The organism is Weissella paramesenteroides ATCC 33313 (genome assembly GCF_000160575.1).
GTDB classification, from domain to species: Bacteria; Bacillota; Bacilli; order Lactobacillales; family Lactobacillaceae; genus Weissella; species Weissella paramesenteroides.
The window spans coordinates 1-17,070 of sequence record NZ_GG697129.1 but is presented as its reverse complement, the minus strand read 5'-3'; the positions used below and the strand labels follow the sequence as shown (position 1 = coordinate 17,070).

The window sequence follows — 17,070 nt, the reverse complement described above, 5'->3', positions numbered from 1 at the left end:
AAAGACGTATGGCTGAAATTCATGAATTATCGGAAATTCTTGCAAATCAAATTGCAGCTGGTGAAGTCATTGAACGGCCGGGTTCTGTTGTTAAAGAATTAGTCGAGAATGCCTTGGATGCTCATGCAACACAAATTGACGTGTTAGTTGAAGAGGCTGGTGTTAAATCAATTCGTGTAATTGACAATGGGGATGGTATTCCTGGCAATCAAGTTGCACGTGCTTTTTTAAGGCACGCTACATCAAAAATCAACTCAAGACAAGATTTGTTCCGAGTGCAGTCACTGGGATTTCGAGGTGAGGCGCTACCTTCCATTGCGTCAGTTGCAGATGTTGTTCTACAAACAGCAACGGCTGATGCTGAACAAGGTGCTAAGATTCATTATCAGGGTGGTAAAATAATTGAGGAAACCGGCACGAATGCACGACAAGGAACAGATATCACTGTGTCAGATTTGTTTTTTAATACCCCAGCGCGGTTAAAGTATTTAAAGTCACAGGCAACTGAGTTATCCCAGATTGTCGATGTCATCAATCGTTTAGCAATGAGTTATCCGAATGTTGCCTTTCATTTGGTTCATAATGGTAAAGAATTATTACAGACAGCAGGCAATGGCAATTTACAGCAAGTCATCGCTAGTGTATATGGCGTGCAACAAGCACGTAAAATGTTATCAGTTTCTGCCCATGACAATGATTTTGAAATAAATGGATTTATTTCTTTACCAGAGTTAACTCGCGCTAACCGATCATATATTTCTATCTTAATCAATGGGCGGTTTGTTAAAAATTATAATTTGAGCAAGGCCATTGTTAAAGGCTATGGATCAAAGTTAATGGTGGGACGATTTCCAATTGCAATTTTACAAATTAAAATGGATCCATTATTAGTTGATGTCAATGTCCATCCACAAAAACATGAAGTTCGTTTATCTAAAGAAACCCAATTGATGTCTTTGATAGAAGAAATGGTTGTCCAGCGTTTTGTTAACGAAAATCTTATTCCCAATGCTTATGAGAATTACATGCAAGGGAACCACGATAGTTATGTCGTACCAGAACATGATAATGACCAATTTATGACCCAGTTACAAGAAGCTTCAGTAACTTTTCATCAGGAAACAGGTCGTAGCTTGCAAAATATAAGTAGTGATGAGATTGAGATACCAGAAATACCGATAGCTAATGACCCTGATTTAAGTACAACGCAAACACAAAATGATGAGGTTGTACCAATTGTGATTACAAAGTCGCAGGATTTAGTAAAGAAATCAGTCCGAGATTTTGTTGCAAAGTATACAGCTGAAACACCTAGTCTGCCATTTACTGAAGCGGCTGATCCTGTGGCTGCAGAAGAGGTTAGTTTATCATTCACAAATACTGATTTAGTTGATGATAGTCGGCACGATAAACCATTCCCTGATTTGCAATATATTGGTCAGATGCATGGTACATTTTTATTTGCACAATCGCCAGAAGGTTTTTATATTGTTGATCAGCATGCAGCTCAAGAACGAATTAAATATGAATATTATCGTGAAGAAATCGGTAAGGTCGGTTTAGAAAGTCAAAAATTATTGGTACCGATTGTACTGACATATCCGAAAATAGATATTTTAAAAATACAAGCACATGCTAGTCAGCTTGAACAAGTTGGCTTAAATCTAGAATCATTTGGGGATGATGCAGTAATTGTGCGTGAACATCCTGCCTGGATTGAAAAGGGGCAAGAGGAAGCGACAATTCGTGAGATGGTTGACTGGTTATTACGTGATGGTAATATCACCACAAAGGATTTTCGTGAAAAAACAGCAATCATGATGTCGTGCAAACGGTCAATCAAAGCAAATTGGGCTTTAAACGACTATGAAGCGCGTGGTTTATTAAAGCAATTGGCACAAGCTCAAAATCCATATAATTGTCCACATGGACGCCCAGTATTAGTTTCATTCACAAATACAGATATGGAAAAAATGTTTAAGCGGATTCAGGATTCTCATGAATCATGGGTTGAATATGATAATCACCCATTTTAATTTATATAGATAAGTAAGAGGAGAAGTATATGCAAGCCAGAGTTTTTTTTGCAACGATTACTGGTAATAATGAAGATGTTGCAGACGTTATTGTGGATACATTTAAAAATGAATCTGTTGATGTAACTAAGGAAGATATTCAATTGATTGACCCACAGGATATTTCAAGCACAGATACGGATATTGTTGTTGTGGTGCCATACACGTTTGATAAAGGTTCACTACCTGATGAAGCACTTGACTTCTATGAGGATTTAGTTGATACAGATTTAAGTGGCATTGTTTATGGTGTTTCAGGGTCAGGTGATGATTTTTATGGTGATGATTTTGCTGTCGCCATCGATAAATTTGAACAACAATTTGAGAAAACTGGTGCAACCAAGGGAGCTAAGGGTGTGAAGGTCAATTTGAGCCCAGATGCAGCTGCTACCGAAGCATTGCAGACCTTCACAAAGCAACTTATTGTGACCGCAAAACAACAAGAAAAATAAAATCCTTTTATTTTTAAACTTTTCGGGTATAATAATAGTCGAATATAAAAACGTTGAAGAAAACATGTCGCTTGACAAGTTATGTTAAAAGAGAGCCAATGTTGGTGTAAGTTGGCAACATAAGTTAGGTGGTACTATTTCCGAGTGTGCTGTGATATAAATGGCAACGTTTCCCGCGTTAAGGGATATGAGTGTAGCAGTTATGCTGTTATGAATTCGGGTGGTACCGCGTACAAGCGCCCCGTTATCAGAAAAATTCTGATGACGGGGCGCTTTTTGTTTATGACTGATGTGATTGAATCAACAACAGATATTAAGGGAGAAATAATTATGGCAGATGTACAAATTACATTTCCAGATGGTGCGGAAAAGTCATTTCCAGTAAATGTGACACCATTGGAAATTGCAAAAAGCATTTCCTCATCATTGGCTAAGAAAGCAGTTTCTGGAAAACTTAATGGCCAATATGTGGGTATGAATGATGCAATGACAACAGGTGGTAATTTTGAATTAATCACTAAAGATGATGAAGAAGGATTACAACTACTTCGCCATTCTGTTTCACACTTGTTGGCGCAGGCATTGAATCGTCTGTATCCAGACCAAATTCATTATGGTGTTGGACCATTTATCGCGAACGGTTTCTACTATGATACGGACAAGGTTGAAGGTAATCAAATATCAGTTGATCAATTCCCAGAAATTGAAAAAATGATGAAGCGTATTGTCAAAGAAAATTTACCAATTGTTTCTCGTGAGATTAGTCGCGATGAAGCTTTAGAGATGTTCAAAAATGATCCATACAAGATTGAATTAATTAATGATTTGCCAGCTGATGAACATATTTCAATTGCAGTTCAAGGAGAACATGTTGAATTAGACCGTGGTGGTTTAGTGCCATCAACTGGCTGGATCAAGCACTTTAAGTTGACATCTGTTGCTGGTGCTTATTGGCGTGGTAAGTCATCTAATCCAATGCTACAACGTATTTACGGAACCGCATTTTGGAATGCTGATGACTTAGATGCTGAAATGAAACGCCGTGCGGAAGCTAAAGAGCGTGATCACCGTAAGATTGGTGCTGATCAGGATCTTTTCTTTACGTCACAAGAAGTTGGTTCAGGGTTAGCAGTATGGATGCCTAATGGGGCAGCAATTCGTCGCACACTAGAACGCTACATAGTTGATCGTGAAGTACAAGACGGTTACCAACATGTTTACACACCAGTTTTGTCAAATCTAAATCTATACAAGCAATCTGGTCACTGGGACCACTATCGTGATGATATGTTCCCACCAATGGATATGGGGGACGGGGAATTCTTGGAATTGCGTCCAATGAATTGCCCATCACATATCATGGTGTACAAGCACCATCAACGTTCATATCGTGACTTGCCATTCCGTGTGGCAGAGCTTGGTATGATGCACCGTTACGAAAAGTCAGGTGCCTTGACTGGATTATCACGAGTTCGCGAAATGACGCTAAATGATGGTCACACCTTTGTGATGCTTGATCAAATTGAGGATGAGTTTAAGAAGATTTTGCAGTTAATGGTTGATGTTTATAAAGACTTTGACATTACTGATTATCGTTTCCGTTTGTCATATCGTGATCCTAAAAATACAGAAAAGTATTTTGATGATGACGAAATGTGGGAAAAAGCACAACGTATGTTGAAAGGTGCTATGGATGATATGGACTTAGAATACTTTGAAGCTGAAGGTGAAGCAGCCTTTTATGGTCCAAAGTTAGACGTCCAAATCAAGACAGCCTTAGGTGGTGAAGAAACGTTATCAACGATTCAACTTGATTTCCTATTACCAGAACGTTTTGATGTCACATATGTTGGATCAGATGGTGAATTGCACCGTCCAGTGATGATTCACCGTGGTATTATTTCAACGATGGAGCGCTTTACCGCATACCTAACTGAAATGTACAAGGGTGCATTCCCAACATGGTTAGCACCTCATCAAGTACGTATTATTCCAGTTAACCGTGAAGCACACGGTGAGTTTGCACAAGCATTGACAGATCGTTTGGTTAAGCAAGATATTCGTGCTGATTATGATGGTCGTAATGAAAAATTAGGTTACTTAATTCGTAATGCACAATCATTAAAGATTCCATACACCCTTGTTATTGGAGATGAAGAAGTATCAAATGATACAGTAACGATTCGTCGTTTTGGTTCACGTGATACTAGTGTTAAGTCAGTTGATCAATTTGAGACAGACTTGCTTGCTGATATCGCTAATCATTCACGTGCACTAGATACCCTTGAAAAGGCAGTTAAAGGCGAATAATTTCGTTGCATAGAGGCTTCAAACTTTTTAAACGCGTTTATGCTATAAAAATTATCGATTTATAATTCAGACAAATTTAGTAAGAAGAGTTTGGAACATTTTTTGTTCCAAGCTCTTTTAATTTTTTCAAAGTATTTTGATTGCAATTTTAACGGGATTGGTATATTATTGGTCTATACCAAAACGTTATAAATGGAGTGTAATTATGAAAATTATTGAAGTAAAAGACCAACAAGCAGGTGGTAAGGCTGGATTTAATATCTTTAAAGAAGCATTAGCAGATAATGCGCAAGTGTTTGGGTTAGCAACAGGTTCAACGCCAATTTCAATTTATCAAGAATTGGTTGCTAGTGATGTTGATTTTTCAGATAAAATTTCAATTAATTTAGATGAATATCAAGGTTTAGCGGGTACTCATGATCAAAGTTACCGTTATTTTATGAACCAAAATTTATTCAATGCAAAACCATTTAAAGAAAGCTATGTACCTAATGGCTTGGCTGAAAACATTGCTGAAGAGACAGCGCGTTATGATAATATTATCGCTAATCACCCAATCGATTTACAATTATTGGGCTTAGGTCAAAATGGTCATATTGGATTTAATGAACCTGGAACACCATTTGATAGTCAAACACATGCAGTTGATTTAACACCATCAACCATTGCGGCTAATGCACGTTTTTTTGCGAATGAAAATGAAGTGCCTCGTCGTGCAATTTCAATGGGAATTGGTAGTATTTTAAAGTCTAAGAAAATTCTACTAGTTGCTTATGGAGAAAATAAGGCCGATGCTGTTGCGGCTATGATTGAAGGTCCGGTGACGGAAGATATGCCAGCAAGTGCTTTACAAACACATGCGGATGTGACCGTAATTGTTGATCACGCAGCTGCTTCAAAAATTAAGAATCGTGAAAATATCACGGTACTGTAAAAATTATAGGCTGATAATTAAGACGTTTTTAGCAAAAAGGGGTTGGGACATCATCTTGTCCCAACCCCTTTTGTTTACTATCTCAATCGCTCTATTAATATAATTGTTTTCTATTTCTATACTAACGTCTGTGTGCTTCGAAAATATTGACTACTGATGTCTGAATTTAAAAGCTCATTATTCGCTTACCCGTATAGATGGTGGCTAGTGTAAAACATGGTCTATGTGCTAAACTTGTATATAAAGTTAGAGAAGAGGGGTTAACCCATGGAAATGACAGGAAATGATTTCATTGAGGTCTTAACTGAAGAAACGTATACAAAAAAGACGTTTGAAGCTGCAGACCAAGCAACGATTGCCCTGGATGATTTATTTGCTTTTGTTGAAAAGGCAACAGCTGAAAATCAATTGTTTAGCGCAGAAGTATTAATCAATGAAGAAGAACCAATTAGTTTACGTTTGGAAACAAGTTTAATTAATTTGCCAATTCGTTATACAAATGCAATTCGTAAAATTGTTATCAATGATCCAGAAACAGAAGTGTCATTGTATATGATTGTGGAACATCCACTAGTTACTAAGTCGCATTTAATTATTAAAAAAGCAGCTTCGGTACAATCATTTTTAGACGATTCGGCTTCTGTTGAAGAAAAAATAGCATCATTTTTCAATGAACAAATCGAAATTATTAATCAAAATAAAATAGCAGCAGACGCTGAGGAGAATTCAGTTGATCAAGCAGAACATGACGAATCAAACTGACGGATGTGACGATTAGTTTGGTCCTGAATAGGGTGAGATAAATTTTTGAGTTTGTGGGGTCATATTATGTTGTGCCCTTTTGTCACATTGGAGGAATTAAATGATGAAACATAATGTTATTGCATCACATAAAGTGATTGGTACGATCATTAGTATTATTGTTTTCATAATTCTGTTTAAATATTTAGCAGTACAAATTGGTGATACCAAAGACAATGCTACTTTGGCACCAGCATGGTTGTCGTTAGTAACTGCGATATTTGGTCCCGTATCAGGAGCAGTGACCGCTTTTATCGGACATGCAACTAGCGATATGCTGACTAATAGTGCAACGTCGACCGTGTGGTGGACATGGACGATTGCAGATAGTTTATTTGGATTATTCATCGGACTGATTACCCGTCGATTAGCGATTTTTATTGGAAAGTTAACAACACGAAAGTTAGTGTTATTTAATATCTGGCAATTAGTTGCCAATGTCGTTGCTTGGTTGATTATTGCACCTTTAGGAGATCATTGGGTTTATAACCTCTCATTGTTAGAATCAATGAAAGAAGGTGGCTTAATTGTTGTTGTGAATTTCTTGGCGATTGCAATTGTTGGCACCATCTTGTTTAAAATTTACCAGCATTATGCTGTTGATTAACCTTGATATTTATGCACATCATCAATTAGTTAAGTCCAAATTATATAATAAAGATAAAAAGCGAATGAACCGTTAAGATTAAGCGATTCATTCGTTTTTTTGTCTTTAATTGTACATGGTGAAAAAAGTAATTGTGTGATAAAATTTATGCACAAGAATGAATAAAAGCGAGGATGATATGGCAAAGATTATTGATGGTAAAGAGATTGCTAAGAAATTACGGTCTGCAGTTTCAGAACAAGCTGCTATTTTAAAAGAACAATCAGTTATTCCTGGTTTGGCGGTGATTTTAGTAGGTGATGATCCGGCTAGTGAAATTTATGTACGAAACAAAGAACGTGCGGCTAAAAAGGTTGGCGTTCATGCAGTAACCTTTAAATATCCAAGCACAGCTACCGAAAAAGAAATTTTGGATAAGGTAGCTGAATTGAATGCGGATGATACAATCGATGCGATTTTAGTACAGAGTCCTGTACCATCACAAATCAATGAACAAAAAGTTCAAGAAGCGATCATTCCAAGTAAAGACGTTGATGGTTTCCATCCTGAAAATGTGGGTCGTTTATATGCTAACCAAGCAGGATATTATCCTATTGCTAATACACCGCGGGGCATTATGACAATGCTACAGCATGAAAAAATTGATCTGCTAAATAAACACGCAGTAGTTATTGGTCGATCAATTTTAGTCGGTCGACCAATGTTCGCCTTATTACAAGCGGCAGATACAAGTGTCACGCTACTCCATCGTTACACACCAGCCGCATTACGTCGTGAATTATTGGCTACCGCAGATGTTGTTGTGGTTGCAACAGGTGTCCCGGATTTGGTAATGGGAGCTGATTTGAAACCAGGGGCCGTGGTTATTGATGTTGGTATTAACCGGTTACCAAATAATAAATTAGTTGGAGATGTAAATTTTGGTACTGCTGAGAAGGTGGCAAGTGCAATCACACCTGTCCCTGGTGGCGTTGGTCCGATGACTATTGCTACATTATTACAAACAACTGTCGAACTTGCAGCTGAGCATCACCAAATAGAATTGGAGCAAGGATGGCAGAATATTTAACAGTATCAGCATTAACAGCCTATTTAAAGCGTAAGTTTACAGCAGATCCATATCTAAAGAAAGTCTATGTGACTGGAGAAATATCAAATTATCGCCAACGACCTGGTCATCAATATTTTAAAATTAAGGATGACCAAGCCGTTGTTTCAGCAACAATGTTTAAGTCGGCTTTTAGTCGTTTGAAGTTTCAACTTGAACCAGGGATGAAAGTTAATGTTACTGGACATATGGATCTTTACGCACCCAATGGTTCATATAGTTTGATTATTGAAACAATTGAACCAGATGGTGTTGGGGCATTGTATCAAGCATATGAGCAATTAAAAGAGAAATTAGAAAAAGAAGGTTTATTTCAAGCAAGACAAGCTAAAATACCGTTATTTCCACGAAAAATTGCAGTGATTACATCCCCAAGTGGGGCGGTTATTCGTGATATTATGACCACAGTACAAAGGCGCTATCCAATTGCTGAAATTGTGCTATACCCAGCGGTTGTCCAAGGAGATGGTGCAGTGCCATCACTATGTCAGCAAATTGATGCTGTTAATCAATCTAGTGATTATGATGTCCTGATTATTGGACGTGGTGGGGGATCAATCGAGGATTTGTGGGCGTTTAATGATGAAAAACTTGCGCGGCAATTACTGACAGTAAAAATTCCGGTTATTAGCTCTGTCGGTCATGAAACTGATACGACCATCGCTGATTTTATCGCCGATAAACGAGCAGCTACGCCAACTGCTGCTGCTGAATTAGCGACACCAATGCCATTAGCAGATTTATGGTTAGCTATTCAACAAGACCAACAAAAATTGGTGATGATCCTGCAACGCGAAATTGCGCAACGGAAAGATTATCTGTCACGGTTACAACAAAGTTACGTGTTAACCAATCCTGAACGATTATATGAAGGATATCTACAACGCCTGGACATTGCGCAAGATAAATTAATTCGGACGGCATCGTTACAAATCAATCAGCAAAAACAACAAGTAGCGACACTGAAACCCCGACTAAAAATGAGTATGGATCATGAAATGAAGCAGGCGCAGCAACGTTTTGGACAAGCTGCAGCTGGTTTACAACTGGTAAGTCCACTAGCTATTTTAGCCCGTGGTTATAGTGTGACAAAAAAAGAATCAGAAGTAGTTCGGCAATTAGACCAGGTTGCGTTGGATGATAATATTTCAATTCAGGTATCAGACGGCGAAATTCTTGCACGGGTTACGGAAAAGAAAGAGAAGTAAAATGGCAGAGAAAACATTCGAAGAAAACCTAGCAACCTTAGAAAAAATTGTTAGTGAGTTAGAAAAGGGTGATGTCCCTCTAGAGGAGGCATTAAAACAATTCGAAATTGGCATTAAAATTAGCCAAGATTTACAAAAAACATTACAAAATGCTGAGACAAGTCTCGCAAAAATTGTCAATGAGGATGGTAGCATCAGTGACTTTGGTGATGGAGAATAAGTCATGCAATTTAAAGAATTCTCGACAAATATTGTCCCTCAAATTGAACATACTTTAGAAAATGAACTTGCTAAGAGTGCCTCGGTAGCAGAATTACAAGAAGCGATGCGCTATGCGGTAATGGCTGGTGGTAAACGGCTTCGTCCAATGCTGTCATTGGCTGTTATTCAAACTTACGGGCTACCAGTTAATGAATATCTTAAAGTAGCCAGTGCAATCGAGCTTATTCATACCTATAGTTTAATTCATGACGATTTACCAGCAATGGATGATGATGAATTGCGACGTGGCAAGCCGACAACGCATCGGGCATTTGGTGAGGATACTGCTATTTTAGCTGGGGATGCCCTACAGCCATTGGCTTTTGAATGGTTAACGGATTTAGATCAACCTTTGAATGATGCCCAGCGAGTACAGCTAGTTATTGCAATGGCGCAAGCTGCTGGTGGAGCTGGTATGGTTGCTGGACAGGTACTAGATATTGAGGCGATGAAAACGTCCGCAGTGACATTAGCTGAAACACAGGCCATTCATTATCATAAAACAGGTGCATTAATTGCATACGCACTACAAGCAGGTGCCATTATGGCTAATGCAAATGAAGATATTCAAAATATATTGCATGATTTTGGGATGGCCTATGGATTGGCTTTTCAAATAAAAGACGATATTGATGATTATCAACCTGGCAAGATTGAATCACAAGCTTATCCAACAATTCTTGGGTTATCAGAAACAGTGGTGGCATTACAGAAGCAAGTCGATCTTGCCCAAAGTCTGCTTTTAAAGTTTGAAGATATCACAGGCTTGGATAAGACATTATTAGCATCATTTTTGGATTATTTTACAGAAACATTGGAGCAAACATGGGAATAGAAAAAGAGCGTGTTGACGTTTTAGCGGTGCAACAGGGATTATTTACTTCACGTGAACAGGCCAAACGGGCGATTATGGCTGGTGAAATTTTGGGTGCGAATGAACAGCGGATGGATAAAGCAGGTGAAAAAATACCAGTAACGACAGAACTTCATTTGAAAGGTGCACCCATGCCATATGTTTCACGAGGTGGCTTCAAATTAGAAAAGGCGTTACGTGTATTTAACATTGACGTGTCAGATAAAATAATCTTAGATATCGGTTCGTCAACCGGAGGATTTACTGACGTATCATTGCAAAATGGTGCCAAGTTGGTCTATGCATTGGATGTTGGTACTAATCAATTGGTTTGGTCTTTGCGTTCTGATGAACGGGTTGTTGTTATGGAGAATACAAATTTTCGCTATTCACAATTAGCTAACTTCCAAGACGGACAACCAGAAGTAGCAACTATCGATGTTTCTTTTATTTCGCTAAATCTTATTTTGCCACCACTATCTAAAATTTTAGTGGCGGGCGGATCAGTAGCGACATTGATTAAACCACAATTTGAAGCTGGTCGTGAAGCGGTTGGTAAGCATGGTATTGTGAAGGATGCGGCGACACACAGTCAAGTCATTGATAAAGTGGCTGATTATGCGAAGCAAGCCGGATTTAGCATGATTGGGCTAGACTATTCACCAATTAAGGGTGGTTCAGGGAATATTGAGTTCCTAGCACATCTAGTATTAGATGGTGGAGAAAGTACTATGACTATGGCTGAACGAGAAGCCGTTGTTCAATCTGCTCACGCCCAATTAAATGCTCATCGTGAGGGTAAAATAGATGAGAAAAACTAAAAAAGAAAGACAATTAGCAATCCGTGAGTTGATTACGCAAAAAAATATTCAACGGCAAGAGGACTTGGTTATTGAATTAAATCGTGTTGGTTGGGAAGTGACACAGGCAACAATTTCACGGGATATTACTGAAATGCAGTTAGTCAAAGTTCCCCTTGAAGCGGGGGGCTTTGCCTATGCAGTAGTTGCACAAACGGATGCCTTAGTACGTATTAAAAAAATCATTCAAGAACCAACCACGACGATTCGTACACAGGATAATTTTGTAATGATTACAGTGTTACCCGGTACAGGTCCAGCTTTGAAATTGGCTTTAGAAGAAGCTGATTTTGATGAGTTGTTTGGCATGCTGGGGGATGATTCAGATGTTTTAATTATCTTAAAGAAAAATATACAAGCAACGGAATTTGTTACGCAACAGTTACAATAATATTTGTATAAAATTGAGGAGGACGCATGTTACAAGAACTATCGATTCAAAATTTTGCGATTATTCCAAAATTAAATATTAGTTTTGAACCAGGCATGACGGTTTTAACGGGTGAAACTGGTGCTGGAAAGTCTATTATTATTGATGCGGTTGGGTTGTTAACAGGTGGGCGAGGATCGCAAGATTATATCCGGGAAGGAACTGATACTGCTGTTTTACAAGGATTGATCGATGTTGAACCGAATACGGCGCTATCAGCAATCCTTGATGATTTAGGAATTAAATTGGAAGATAATCAATTGCTTATTCATCGAGAGTTACATCGAAATGGGCGCAATGTTATTCGCGTTAATAATACGTTAGTCAATGCGACTGCATTAAAATTATTGGGTAGTCATTTGGTTGATATTCATGGTCAAAATGAGCATCAGGCATTGATGCAACCTGAACAGCATTTGAGTTTATTAGATGAGTTTGCGAAGAATCAGATACAGCCCGTTATGACTGCATACAGTCAGGCTTACGCAAAGTATCGACAATTGGAAGATGCGTATCATCAACGACAAGCAGATGAACAAGCTTGGGCACAACGTCTAGACATGTTAAGTTTCCAAAGCAATGAGCTTAATGAGGCAGGGCTAGTAGCTGGTGAGGAGGAACGTCTTGAAACAGAATATCAAGAGCTTTCAAATTTTCAAGATGTTTTAACAGCTTTGTCAACAGCTTATGAAGCATTGAACGGTGAGTGGGAACATAATGGCCTAGAAACGGTTGCAACTGCCATGAGTGAATTAGAAGATATTGAAGAATTATCTCCCAGGTATGCAAAATTGACCGAAGCTGTTCGTGGTGCATATTATGAACTACAAGAGGCAAGTTCTGAAATTTTGACGGTACGTGATGGATTGGAATTTGATGAAGAACGGTTACGATTTGTCGATGACCGTTTAAATTTAATTCGTTCGTTAGAAAAAAAGTATGGGGCCACGGTTGAAGATGTTCTAGAACATCAGAAAAAGGTAGATACGGAATTAGCGCAGATGGGTGGTAGCGAGCAAAGTGCTGCTGCTTTAGCAGAAGAGCTACAACTTGCCAAAAAAGAGGCCAGTCAACTTGCTACTCAACTACATGATATTCGTAGTCACGCTGCAACATCACTAGCAAAGCAAATCCATGAACAGTTAAAGGATTTGTATATGGAAAAGGCTATTTTTTCGGTGAAATTTGCGCAACAACGTTTGAACGCAACTGGATTTGATAATGTTGAATTTTATATTCAAACAAACTTAGGTGAGGGTGCCAAGCCGTTAGCTAAAATTGCATCCGGTGGTGAACTCTCACGTATGATGTTGGCCATGAAAACAATTTTTTCTCGTGAGCAAGGTGTGACATCAATCATCTTTGACGAGGTAGATACGGGTGTGTCTGGGAGAGTTGCCCAAGCCATTGCTGAAAAAATTGCAGTTATTGGTCGTTATTCCCAAGTTCTTACGATTACGCATTTACCACAGGTAGCGGCCATTGCTGATCATCACTTTTTTATTGAGAAACAGGTTGTTGGGGAACGTACAGAAACAACTGTTCGACAATTGCCAGAGAATCAAAGGATTGATGAATTAGCACGCATGCTATCAGGAAATGAATTGACATCTGCTGCGAAGGAAAATGCACGTGACCTGTTAAAAAGAGCCCATGGCAATAAAAATTCGAATGAATAAAGTTGTCTCTACAAGAAAAAACGAGTAAAATGACTACTTAAATAGCTAAATAAAAAGTTAGGAGTAAGTGTACCATGAAACGTGGCGTATTAATCGTACTATCTGGACCGTCTGGCGTCGGTAAAGGTACCGTACGGAAGGCCTTATTTGAGGAACCAGATATTGATTTTCAATATTCTATTTCAATGACTACTAGACAGCCTAGAAATGGTGAAGTAAACGGTGAAGATTATTTTTTTGTAACCCGCGATGAATTTGAAACAGAAATTGCAAATGGCGATATGTTGGAATATGCTGAATATGTAGGAAATTATTATGGTACGCCTAAGAAGTTTATTGACCAAACATTAGCGGCAGGACGAGATGTTCTATTGGAAATAGATGTACAAGGTGCACTACAAGTGAAGGAAAAGATGCCAGAAGGGGCATATATTTTCTTAACACCGCCTGATTTAGCTGCACTGAAAGAACGATTAATCGGTCGTGGCACTGAAGCGATGGATGTTATCGATCGCCGTGTATCAGCAGCAACTGCAGAAATTCGTATGATGGCAAACTATGATTATGCAGTTGTTAATGATGAAGTCTCATTAGCCGTTAATCGTATCAAGGATATTATTAAGGTTGAGCGATTACGTGTTAATCGTGTATTGCCAGAGTATATTAAAATGATTGAGGAGTTAGAAGCATGATTTTATACCCATCTGTTGATAAATTGTTAGAGAAAGTTGATTCTCGTTATAAACTGATCGCTCTGGGCGCAAAGCGGGCTCATGAGCTAGAACAAGGTGAATTACCTACTTTGTCAAAGTTTGATTCAGTTAAACCAATTGGACAAGCTTTTGAAGAAATTGAAGCTGGTAATGTTGTTATTGATGATACAACTAAATAATTTAAAGTAGTACTTAAAAAGAGGAGAACCTAAGTGGTCCTCCTCTTTTTGTATACAATGTTTACTTATTAATTTGTTTTTGTTTTTTAGATACGATCATTTGTCGGGCAGCACTAATAATTGCAGGTAAGGCTGAGACAAGCAAAATACCGATTAGTACTAACGAAAAATGTTCACTCACAAACTGATTGCCACCAAAGTAGTAACCAGCTTCGACAGCAATGACCACCCATAAGGTAACAGCAATCATTTCTAATCCGATAAAGCTACGGTAACGAAAACCAGATACGGCAGCTGTAAAAGGGACTAGAGTTCGTATGATTGGCAGGAAACGACCTAGAATAATGGCCATTTTCCCATGCTTTATAAAGAATTCATTAGCATCTTGTAAATGTTTTTCTTTAATAAAGCGTCCTAAAATTGGGTGATGGACTAATTTTAGCCCCACGGTTCGACCTAACCAGAAATTTAGTGAATCTCCAGAGGTCGCAGCAAGCCAAAATAATAACATTAAAACCCAGTGGTTAAGTGAATTACCTGATAAAGCGGCAATTGATCCAGCCGCGAATAACAGTGAATCACCTGGTAAAAACGGTAAAACAACAGCGCCTGTTTCGATAAAAATTACAGCAAATAACGCGGCATAAGACCAACCACCCCACATATTTACTAAATTATTTAAATGAACATCAAGATGGAGGAAGATGTCGATGATTTGAACCATTTTGTGTTTAAACTCCTATATTTTGTCAATTGACTAAAAATTACTTAGCTACTAGTTTAGCACTTTTTTAAGCCCCTGTAAGTTATATGTTATAATATTCCCAGTGTATTTAACATAACTTAAGAGGAGAAATATAATGGCTTTTCCACAATTAAATATGAGTGAAGTCTCAGGACCAATTGCAACTTTATCAACAACGTTAGGTGATATCAAAGTACAACTATTTCCTGAGCAAGCCCCAAAGACAGTCGAAAACTTTGTTGGGTTGATTAAAAAAGGATATTATGATGGCATCATTTTTCACCGTGTAATTAATGAATTTATGATTCAAGGTGGTGATCCAACTGGTACTGGTATGGGTGGCGAATCTATTTGGGGAAAATCGTTTGCGGATGAATTCTCTGATGAAGTTTTTAATTTACGTGGCGCACTATCAATGGCCAATGCTGGTCCTAATACAAATGGCTCACAGTTTTTCATTGTCCAAGCTCACAAAGTACCAGAACGTATGTTGCAATCACTTTCAGGAGCTGTGCCTGATGAAATTGTAAAAGCATATAGTGAGAATGGTGGTACACCTTGGTTAGATAATCACCATACTGTATTTGGTCAGGTTATCGAAGGCATGAATGTGGTTGATAATATGGCAACTCAAAAAGTTGACTTTGCAGATAAGCCAAAGACGGCTATTCAAATTTTAAAGGCAACTGTGACAGATTAATTGTCAGACCGAGATAAGTTCTCGGATACATATATTTTAGTAATAATTAATAGGAGGTATAACGATGACGTTTCATGTTGGTCAGGTCTTGGAGGGAGTTGTCACGGGCATACAGCCGTATGGAGCTTTTGTACAACTTGATGAAAAGCATCAAGGGTTAATCCATATATCTGAATGTCGATCAGCTTTTATTCATGAGATTGAGGATGAAATAAAAGTTGGACAGCCAGTCCGGGTTATGATTCTAGATATTGACTTATATAGTCATAAGATATCTCTTTCGAGGCGCACGGTTCTTGATGGCTATGATAAAAAAAAGACCTATACTGAAAAAATAAATCAAGAACATAAATATACACAACATCATTATTGGACTAACCAACACCTAGATATTGGATTTGAGACCATTTCCAAATCCGGACAATCAATGATTAACGAAGCTCTTGAACGATTGCATCAATAGATAAAATAGAATATAAGGAGACAGATATGTCACTCATTGCAGGTACAATAATATTTACTCGGGACGAACAGTCTTATTTTTTAGTGACGGACGAAGTACCAGAGCCAAAGTTTTATACGGTTAAAATGCACAAGCATGATGGTGATACCGCTCTAGGTTCAATCGTTAATGGTATGCAGGATGAATTAGGCATTAATATGGATAACTTACGTTTTGGAGAATTAGCAGCGTGGCATACACAAGGATTAGAAACAACTGAAGATTTAATTTCTCTTTATACTTTTGAACCTATTGACTCAGAAGCATTGAATTTGGATCGATTGAGTTTACTAGGTTTGCAATTTGTTAATGCAAAAGATGTTGTTGATTTTTTGAAAAATGTTGATATGACGGGTGTTATGCAATTAGATTGATTTTCTTTCAAAAAAACACTTGCAATTACTTTGTAAATTCGGTATTATTAAAAAGTTGAGTTTTGAGGAAAGATTACATTCCTAATTTAAATTCAATAATAATCAATTGAAATTAAATGTTGACAATCATTATTTAATGAGATATGATTATTAAGTTGTGTTGGAACAGCGAGTATCAAACAAGTATTGTTAATTCATAAAAGTTCTTGACAATGTTGAATGAAATTGCTATTCTAATATAGCTAGCGTTAAGTAAACGCTTTCTAAAAGAGATAGGTC

Annotated in this window: 19 protein-coding genes and 1 other annotated feature; of the genes, 18 read left to right on the top strand and 1 reads right to left on the bottom strand. The window is 37.9% G+C overall.

Translation table 11 applies throughout. The features are described from left to right. Positions 1 to 8: 8 nt before the first annotated feature. The 15 genes from mutL (at position 9) to rpoZ (ending at position 14,470) form a co-directional block, all read left to right on the top strand. The gene (mutL, locus tag HMPREF0877_RS02955; RefSeq protein ID WP_040760472.1) at positions 9 to 2,036 is read left to right on the top strand and encodes a DNA mismatch repair endonuclease MutL; all 2,028 of its coding nucleotides are present in this window, start codon (positions 9 to 11) and stop codon (positions 2,034 to 2,036) included. A gap of 29 nt (positions 2,037 to 2,065) precedes the next feature. After that, the gene (locus tag HMPREF0877_RS02950; protein ID WP_002827718.1) at positions 2,066 to 2,527 is read left to right on the top strand and encodes a flavodoxin domain-containing protein; all 462 of its coding nucleotides are present in this window, start codon (positions 2,066 to 2,068) and stop codon (positions 2,525 to 2,527) included. Positions 2,528 to 2,571: 44 nt separating this feature from the next. After that, positions 2,572 to 2,774, top strand: a binding site (T-box leader). A gap of 83 nt (positions 2,775 to 2,857) precedes the next feature. Next, positions 2,858 to 4,837 carry a threonine--tRNA ligase gene (thrS, locus tag HMPREF0877_RS02945; RefSeq protein WP_040760725.1) on the top strand — a complete coding sequence of 660 codons (1,980 nt, stop codon included), beginning with the start codon at positions 2,858 to 2,860 and terminating at the stop codon, positions 4,835 to 4,837. 205 nt (positions 4,838 to 5,042) lie between these two features. After that, a complete protein-coding gene (locus tag HMPREF0877_RS02940) occupies positions 5,043 to 5,771 on the top strand; it encodes a glucosamine-6-phosphate deaminase (RefSeq protein ID WP_002827716.1) in 729 nt (242 codons plus the stop codon). Positions 5,772 to 6,038: 267 nt separating this feature from the next. Next, a complete protein-coding gene (locus HMPREF0877_RS02935) occupies positions 6,039 to 6,533 on the top strand; it encodes a hypothetical protein (protein WP_002827715.1) in 495 nt (164 codons plus the stop codon). A 100-nt stretch (positions 6,534 to 6,633) separates the two neighbouring features. After that, positions 6,634 to 7,179, top strand: a complete 546-nt coding sequence (locus HMPREF0877_RS02930) for an ECF-type riboflavin transporter substrate-binding protein (RefSeq protein ID WP_002827714.1) — start codon at positions 6,634 to 6,636, stop codon at positions 7,177 to 7,179. 178 nt (positions 7,180 to 7,357) lie between these two features. Then, positions 7,358 to 8,248, top strand: a complete 891-nt coding sequence (locus HMPREF0877_RS02925) for a bifunctional 5,10-methylenetetrahydrofolate dehydrogenase/5,10-methenyltetrahydrofolate cyclohydrolase (protein WP_040760471.1) — start codon at positions 7,358 to 7,360, stop codon at positions 8,246 to 8,248. Further along, on the top strand, positions 8,233 to 9,495 hold the full coding sequence (gene xseA, locus HMPREF0877_RS02920) for an exodeoxyribonuclease VII large subunit (RefSeq protein ID WP_002827712.1): 1,263 nt from the start codon (positions 8,233 to 8,235) through the stop codon (positions 9,493 to 9,495). The genes HMPREF0877_RS02925 and xseA overlap by 16 nt, the downstream gene beginning before the upstream one ends. Before the next feature lies 1 nt (position 9,496). After that, positions 9,497 to 9,715, top strand: coding sequence for an exodeoxyribonuclease VII small subunit (locus tag HMPREF0877_RS02915; protein WP_002827711.1), 219 nt, complete (start codon positions 9,497 to 9,499; stop codon positions 9,713 to 9,715). A 3-nt stretch (positions 9,716 to 9,718) separates the two neighbouring features. Next, a complete protein-coding gene (locus HMPREF0877_RS02910; protein WP_002827710.1) occupies positions 9,719 to 10,591 on the top strand; it encodes a polyprenyl synthetase family protein in 873 nt (290 codons plus the stop codon). Beyond that, positions 10,582 to 11,430 carry a TlyA family RNA methyltransferase gene (locus HMPREF0877_RS02905; protein ID WP_002827709.1) on the top strand — a complete coding sequence of 283 codons (849 nt, stop codon included), beginning with the start codon at positions 10,582 to 10,584 and terminating at the stop codon, positions 11,428 to 11,430. Before HMPREF0877_RS02910 ends, HMPREF0877_RS02905 begins: the two co-directional genes overlap by 10 nt. Further along, positions 11,417 to 11,860 carry an arginine repressor gene (locus tag HMPREF0877_RS02900; protein WP_002827708.1) on the top strand — a complete coding sequence of 148 codons (444 nt, stop codon included), beginning with the start codon at positions 11,417 to 11,419 and terminating at the stop codon, positions 11,858 to 11,860. The genes HMPREF0877_RS02905 and HMPREF0877_RS02900 overlap by 14 nt, the downstream gene beginning before the upstream one ends. A 26-nt stretch (positions 11,861 to 11,886) precedes the next feature. Further along, entirely contained in the window at positions 11,887 to 13,578 is a 1,692-nt protein-coding gene (gene recN, locus HMPREF0877_RS02895) for a DNA repair protein RecN (protein ID WP_002827707.1), read from the top strand. A 74-nt stretch (positions 13,579 to 13,652) separates the two neighbouring features. Beyond that, positions 13,653 to 14,270 (top strand): guanylate kinase, encoded by a 618-nt coding sequence (gmk, locus tag HMPREF0877_RS02890; RefSeq protein WP_002827706.1) that lies wholly within the window; start codon positions 13,653 to 13,655, stop codon positions 14,268 to 14,270. Next, positions 14,267 to 14,470 carry a DNA-directed RNA polymerase subunit omega gene (gene rpoZ, locus HMPREF0877_RS02885; RefSeq protein WP_002827705.1) on the top strand — a complete coding sequence of 68 codons (204 nt, stop codon included), beginning with the start codon at positions 14,267 to 14,269 and terminating at the stop codon, positions 14,468 to 14,470. Before gmk ends, rpoZ begins: the two co-directional genes overlap by 4 nt. 61 nt (positions 14,471 to 14,531) lie before the next feature. Here rpoZ and HMPREF0877_RS02880 read toward each other — a convergent pair whose 3' ends face one another. Next, a complete protein-coding gene (locus tag HMPREF0877_RS02880; RefSeq protein ID WP_002827704.1) occupies positions 14,532 to 15,194 on the bottom strand; it encodes a VTT domain-containing protein in 663 nt (220 codons plus the stop codon). A 136-nt stretch (positions 15,195 to 15,330) separates the two neighbouring features. On the opposite strand from HMPREF0877_RS02880, the gene HMPREF0877_RS02875 reads away from it, so the two are divergent. The 3 genes from HMPREF0877_RS02875 (at position 15,331) to HMPREF0877_RS02865 (ending at position 16,791) form a co-directional block, all read left to right on the top strand. Continuing rightward, complete coding sequence (locus HMPREF0877_RS02875; protein WP_002827703.1) at positions 15,331 to 15,915, top strand: peptidylprolyl isomerase; 585 nt, start codon at positions 15,331 to 15,333, stop codon at positions 15,913 to 15,915. A 64-nt stretch (positions 15,916 to 15,979) separates the two neighbouring features. Further along, the gene (locus tag HMPREF0877_RS02870; RefSeq protein WP_002827702.1) at positions 15,980 to 16,378 is read left to right on the top strand and encodes a CvfD/Ygs/GSP13 family RNA-binding post-transcriptional regulator; all 399 of its coding nucleotides are present in this window, start codon (positions 15,980 to 15,982) and stop codon (positions 16,376 to 16,378) included. A gap of 26 nt (positions 16,379 to 16,404) precedes the next feature. Beyond that, positions 16,405 to 16,791 carry a hypothetical protein gene (locus HMPREF0877_RS02865; RefSeq protein WP_002827700.1) on the top strand — a complete coding sequence of 129 codons (387 nt, stop codon included), beginning with the start codon at positions 16,405 to 16,407 and terminating at the stop codon, positions 16,789 to 16,791. The last annotated feature ends 279 nt before the right edge of the window (positions 16,792 to 17,070 follow it).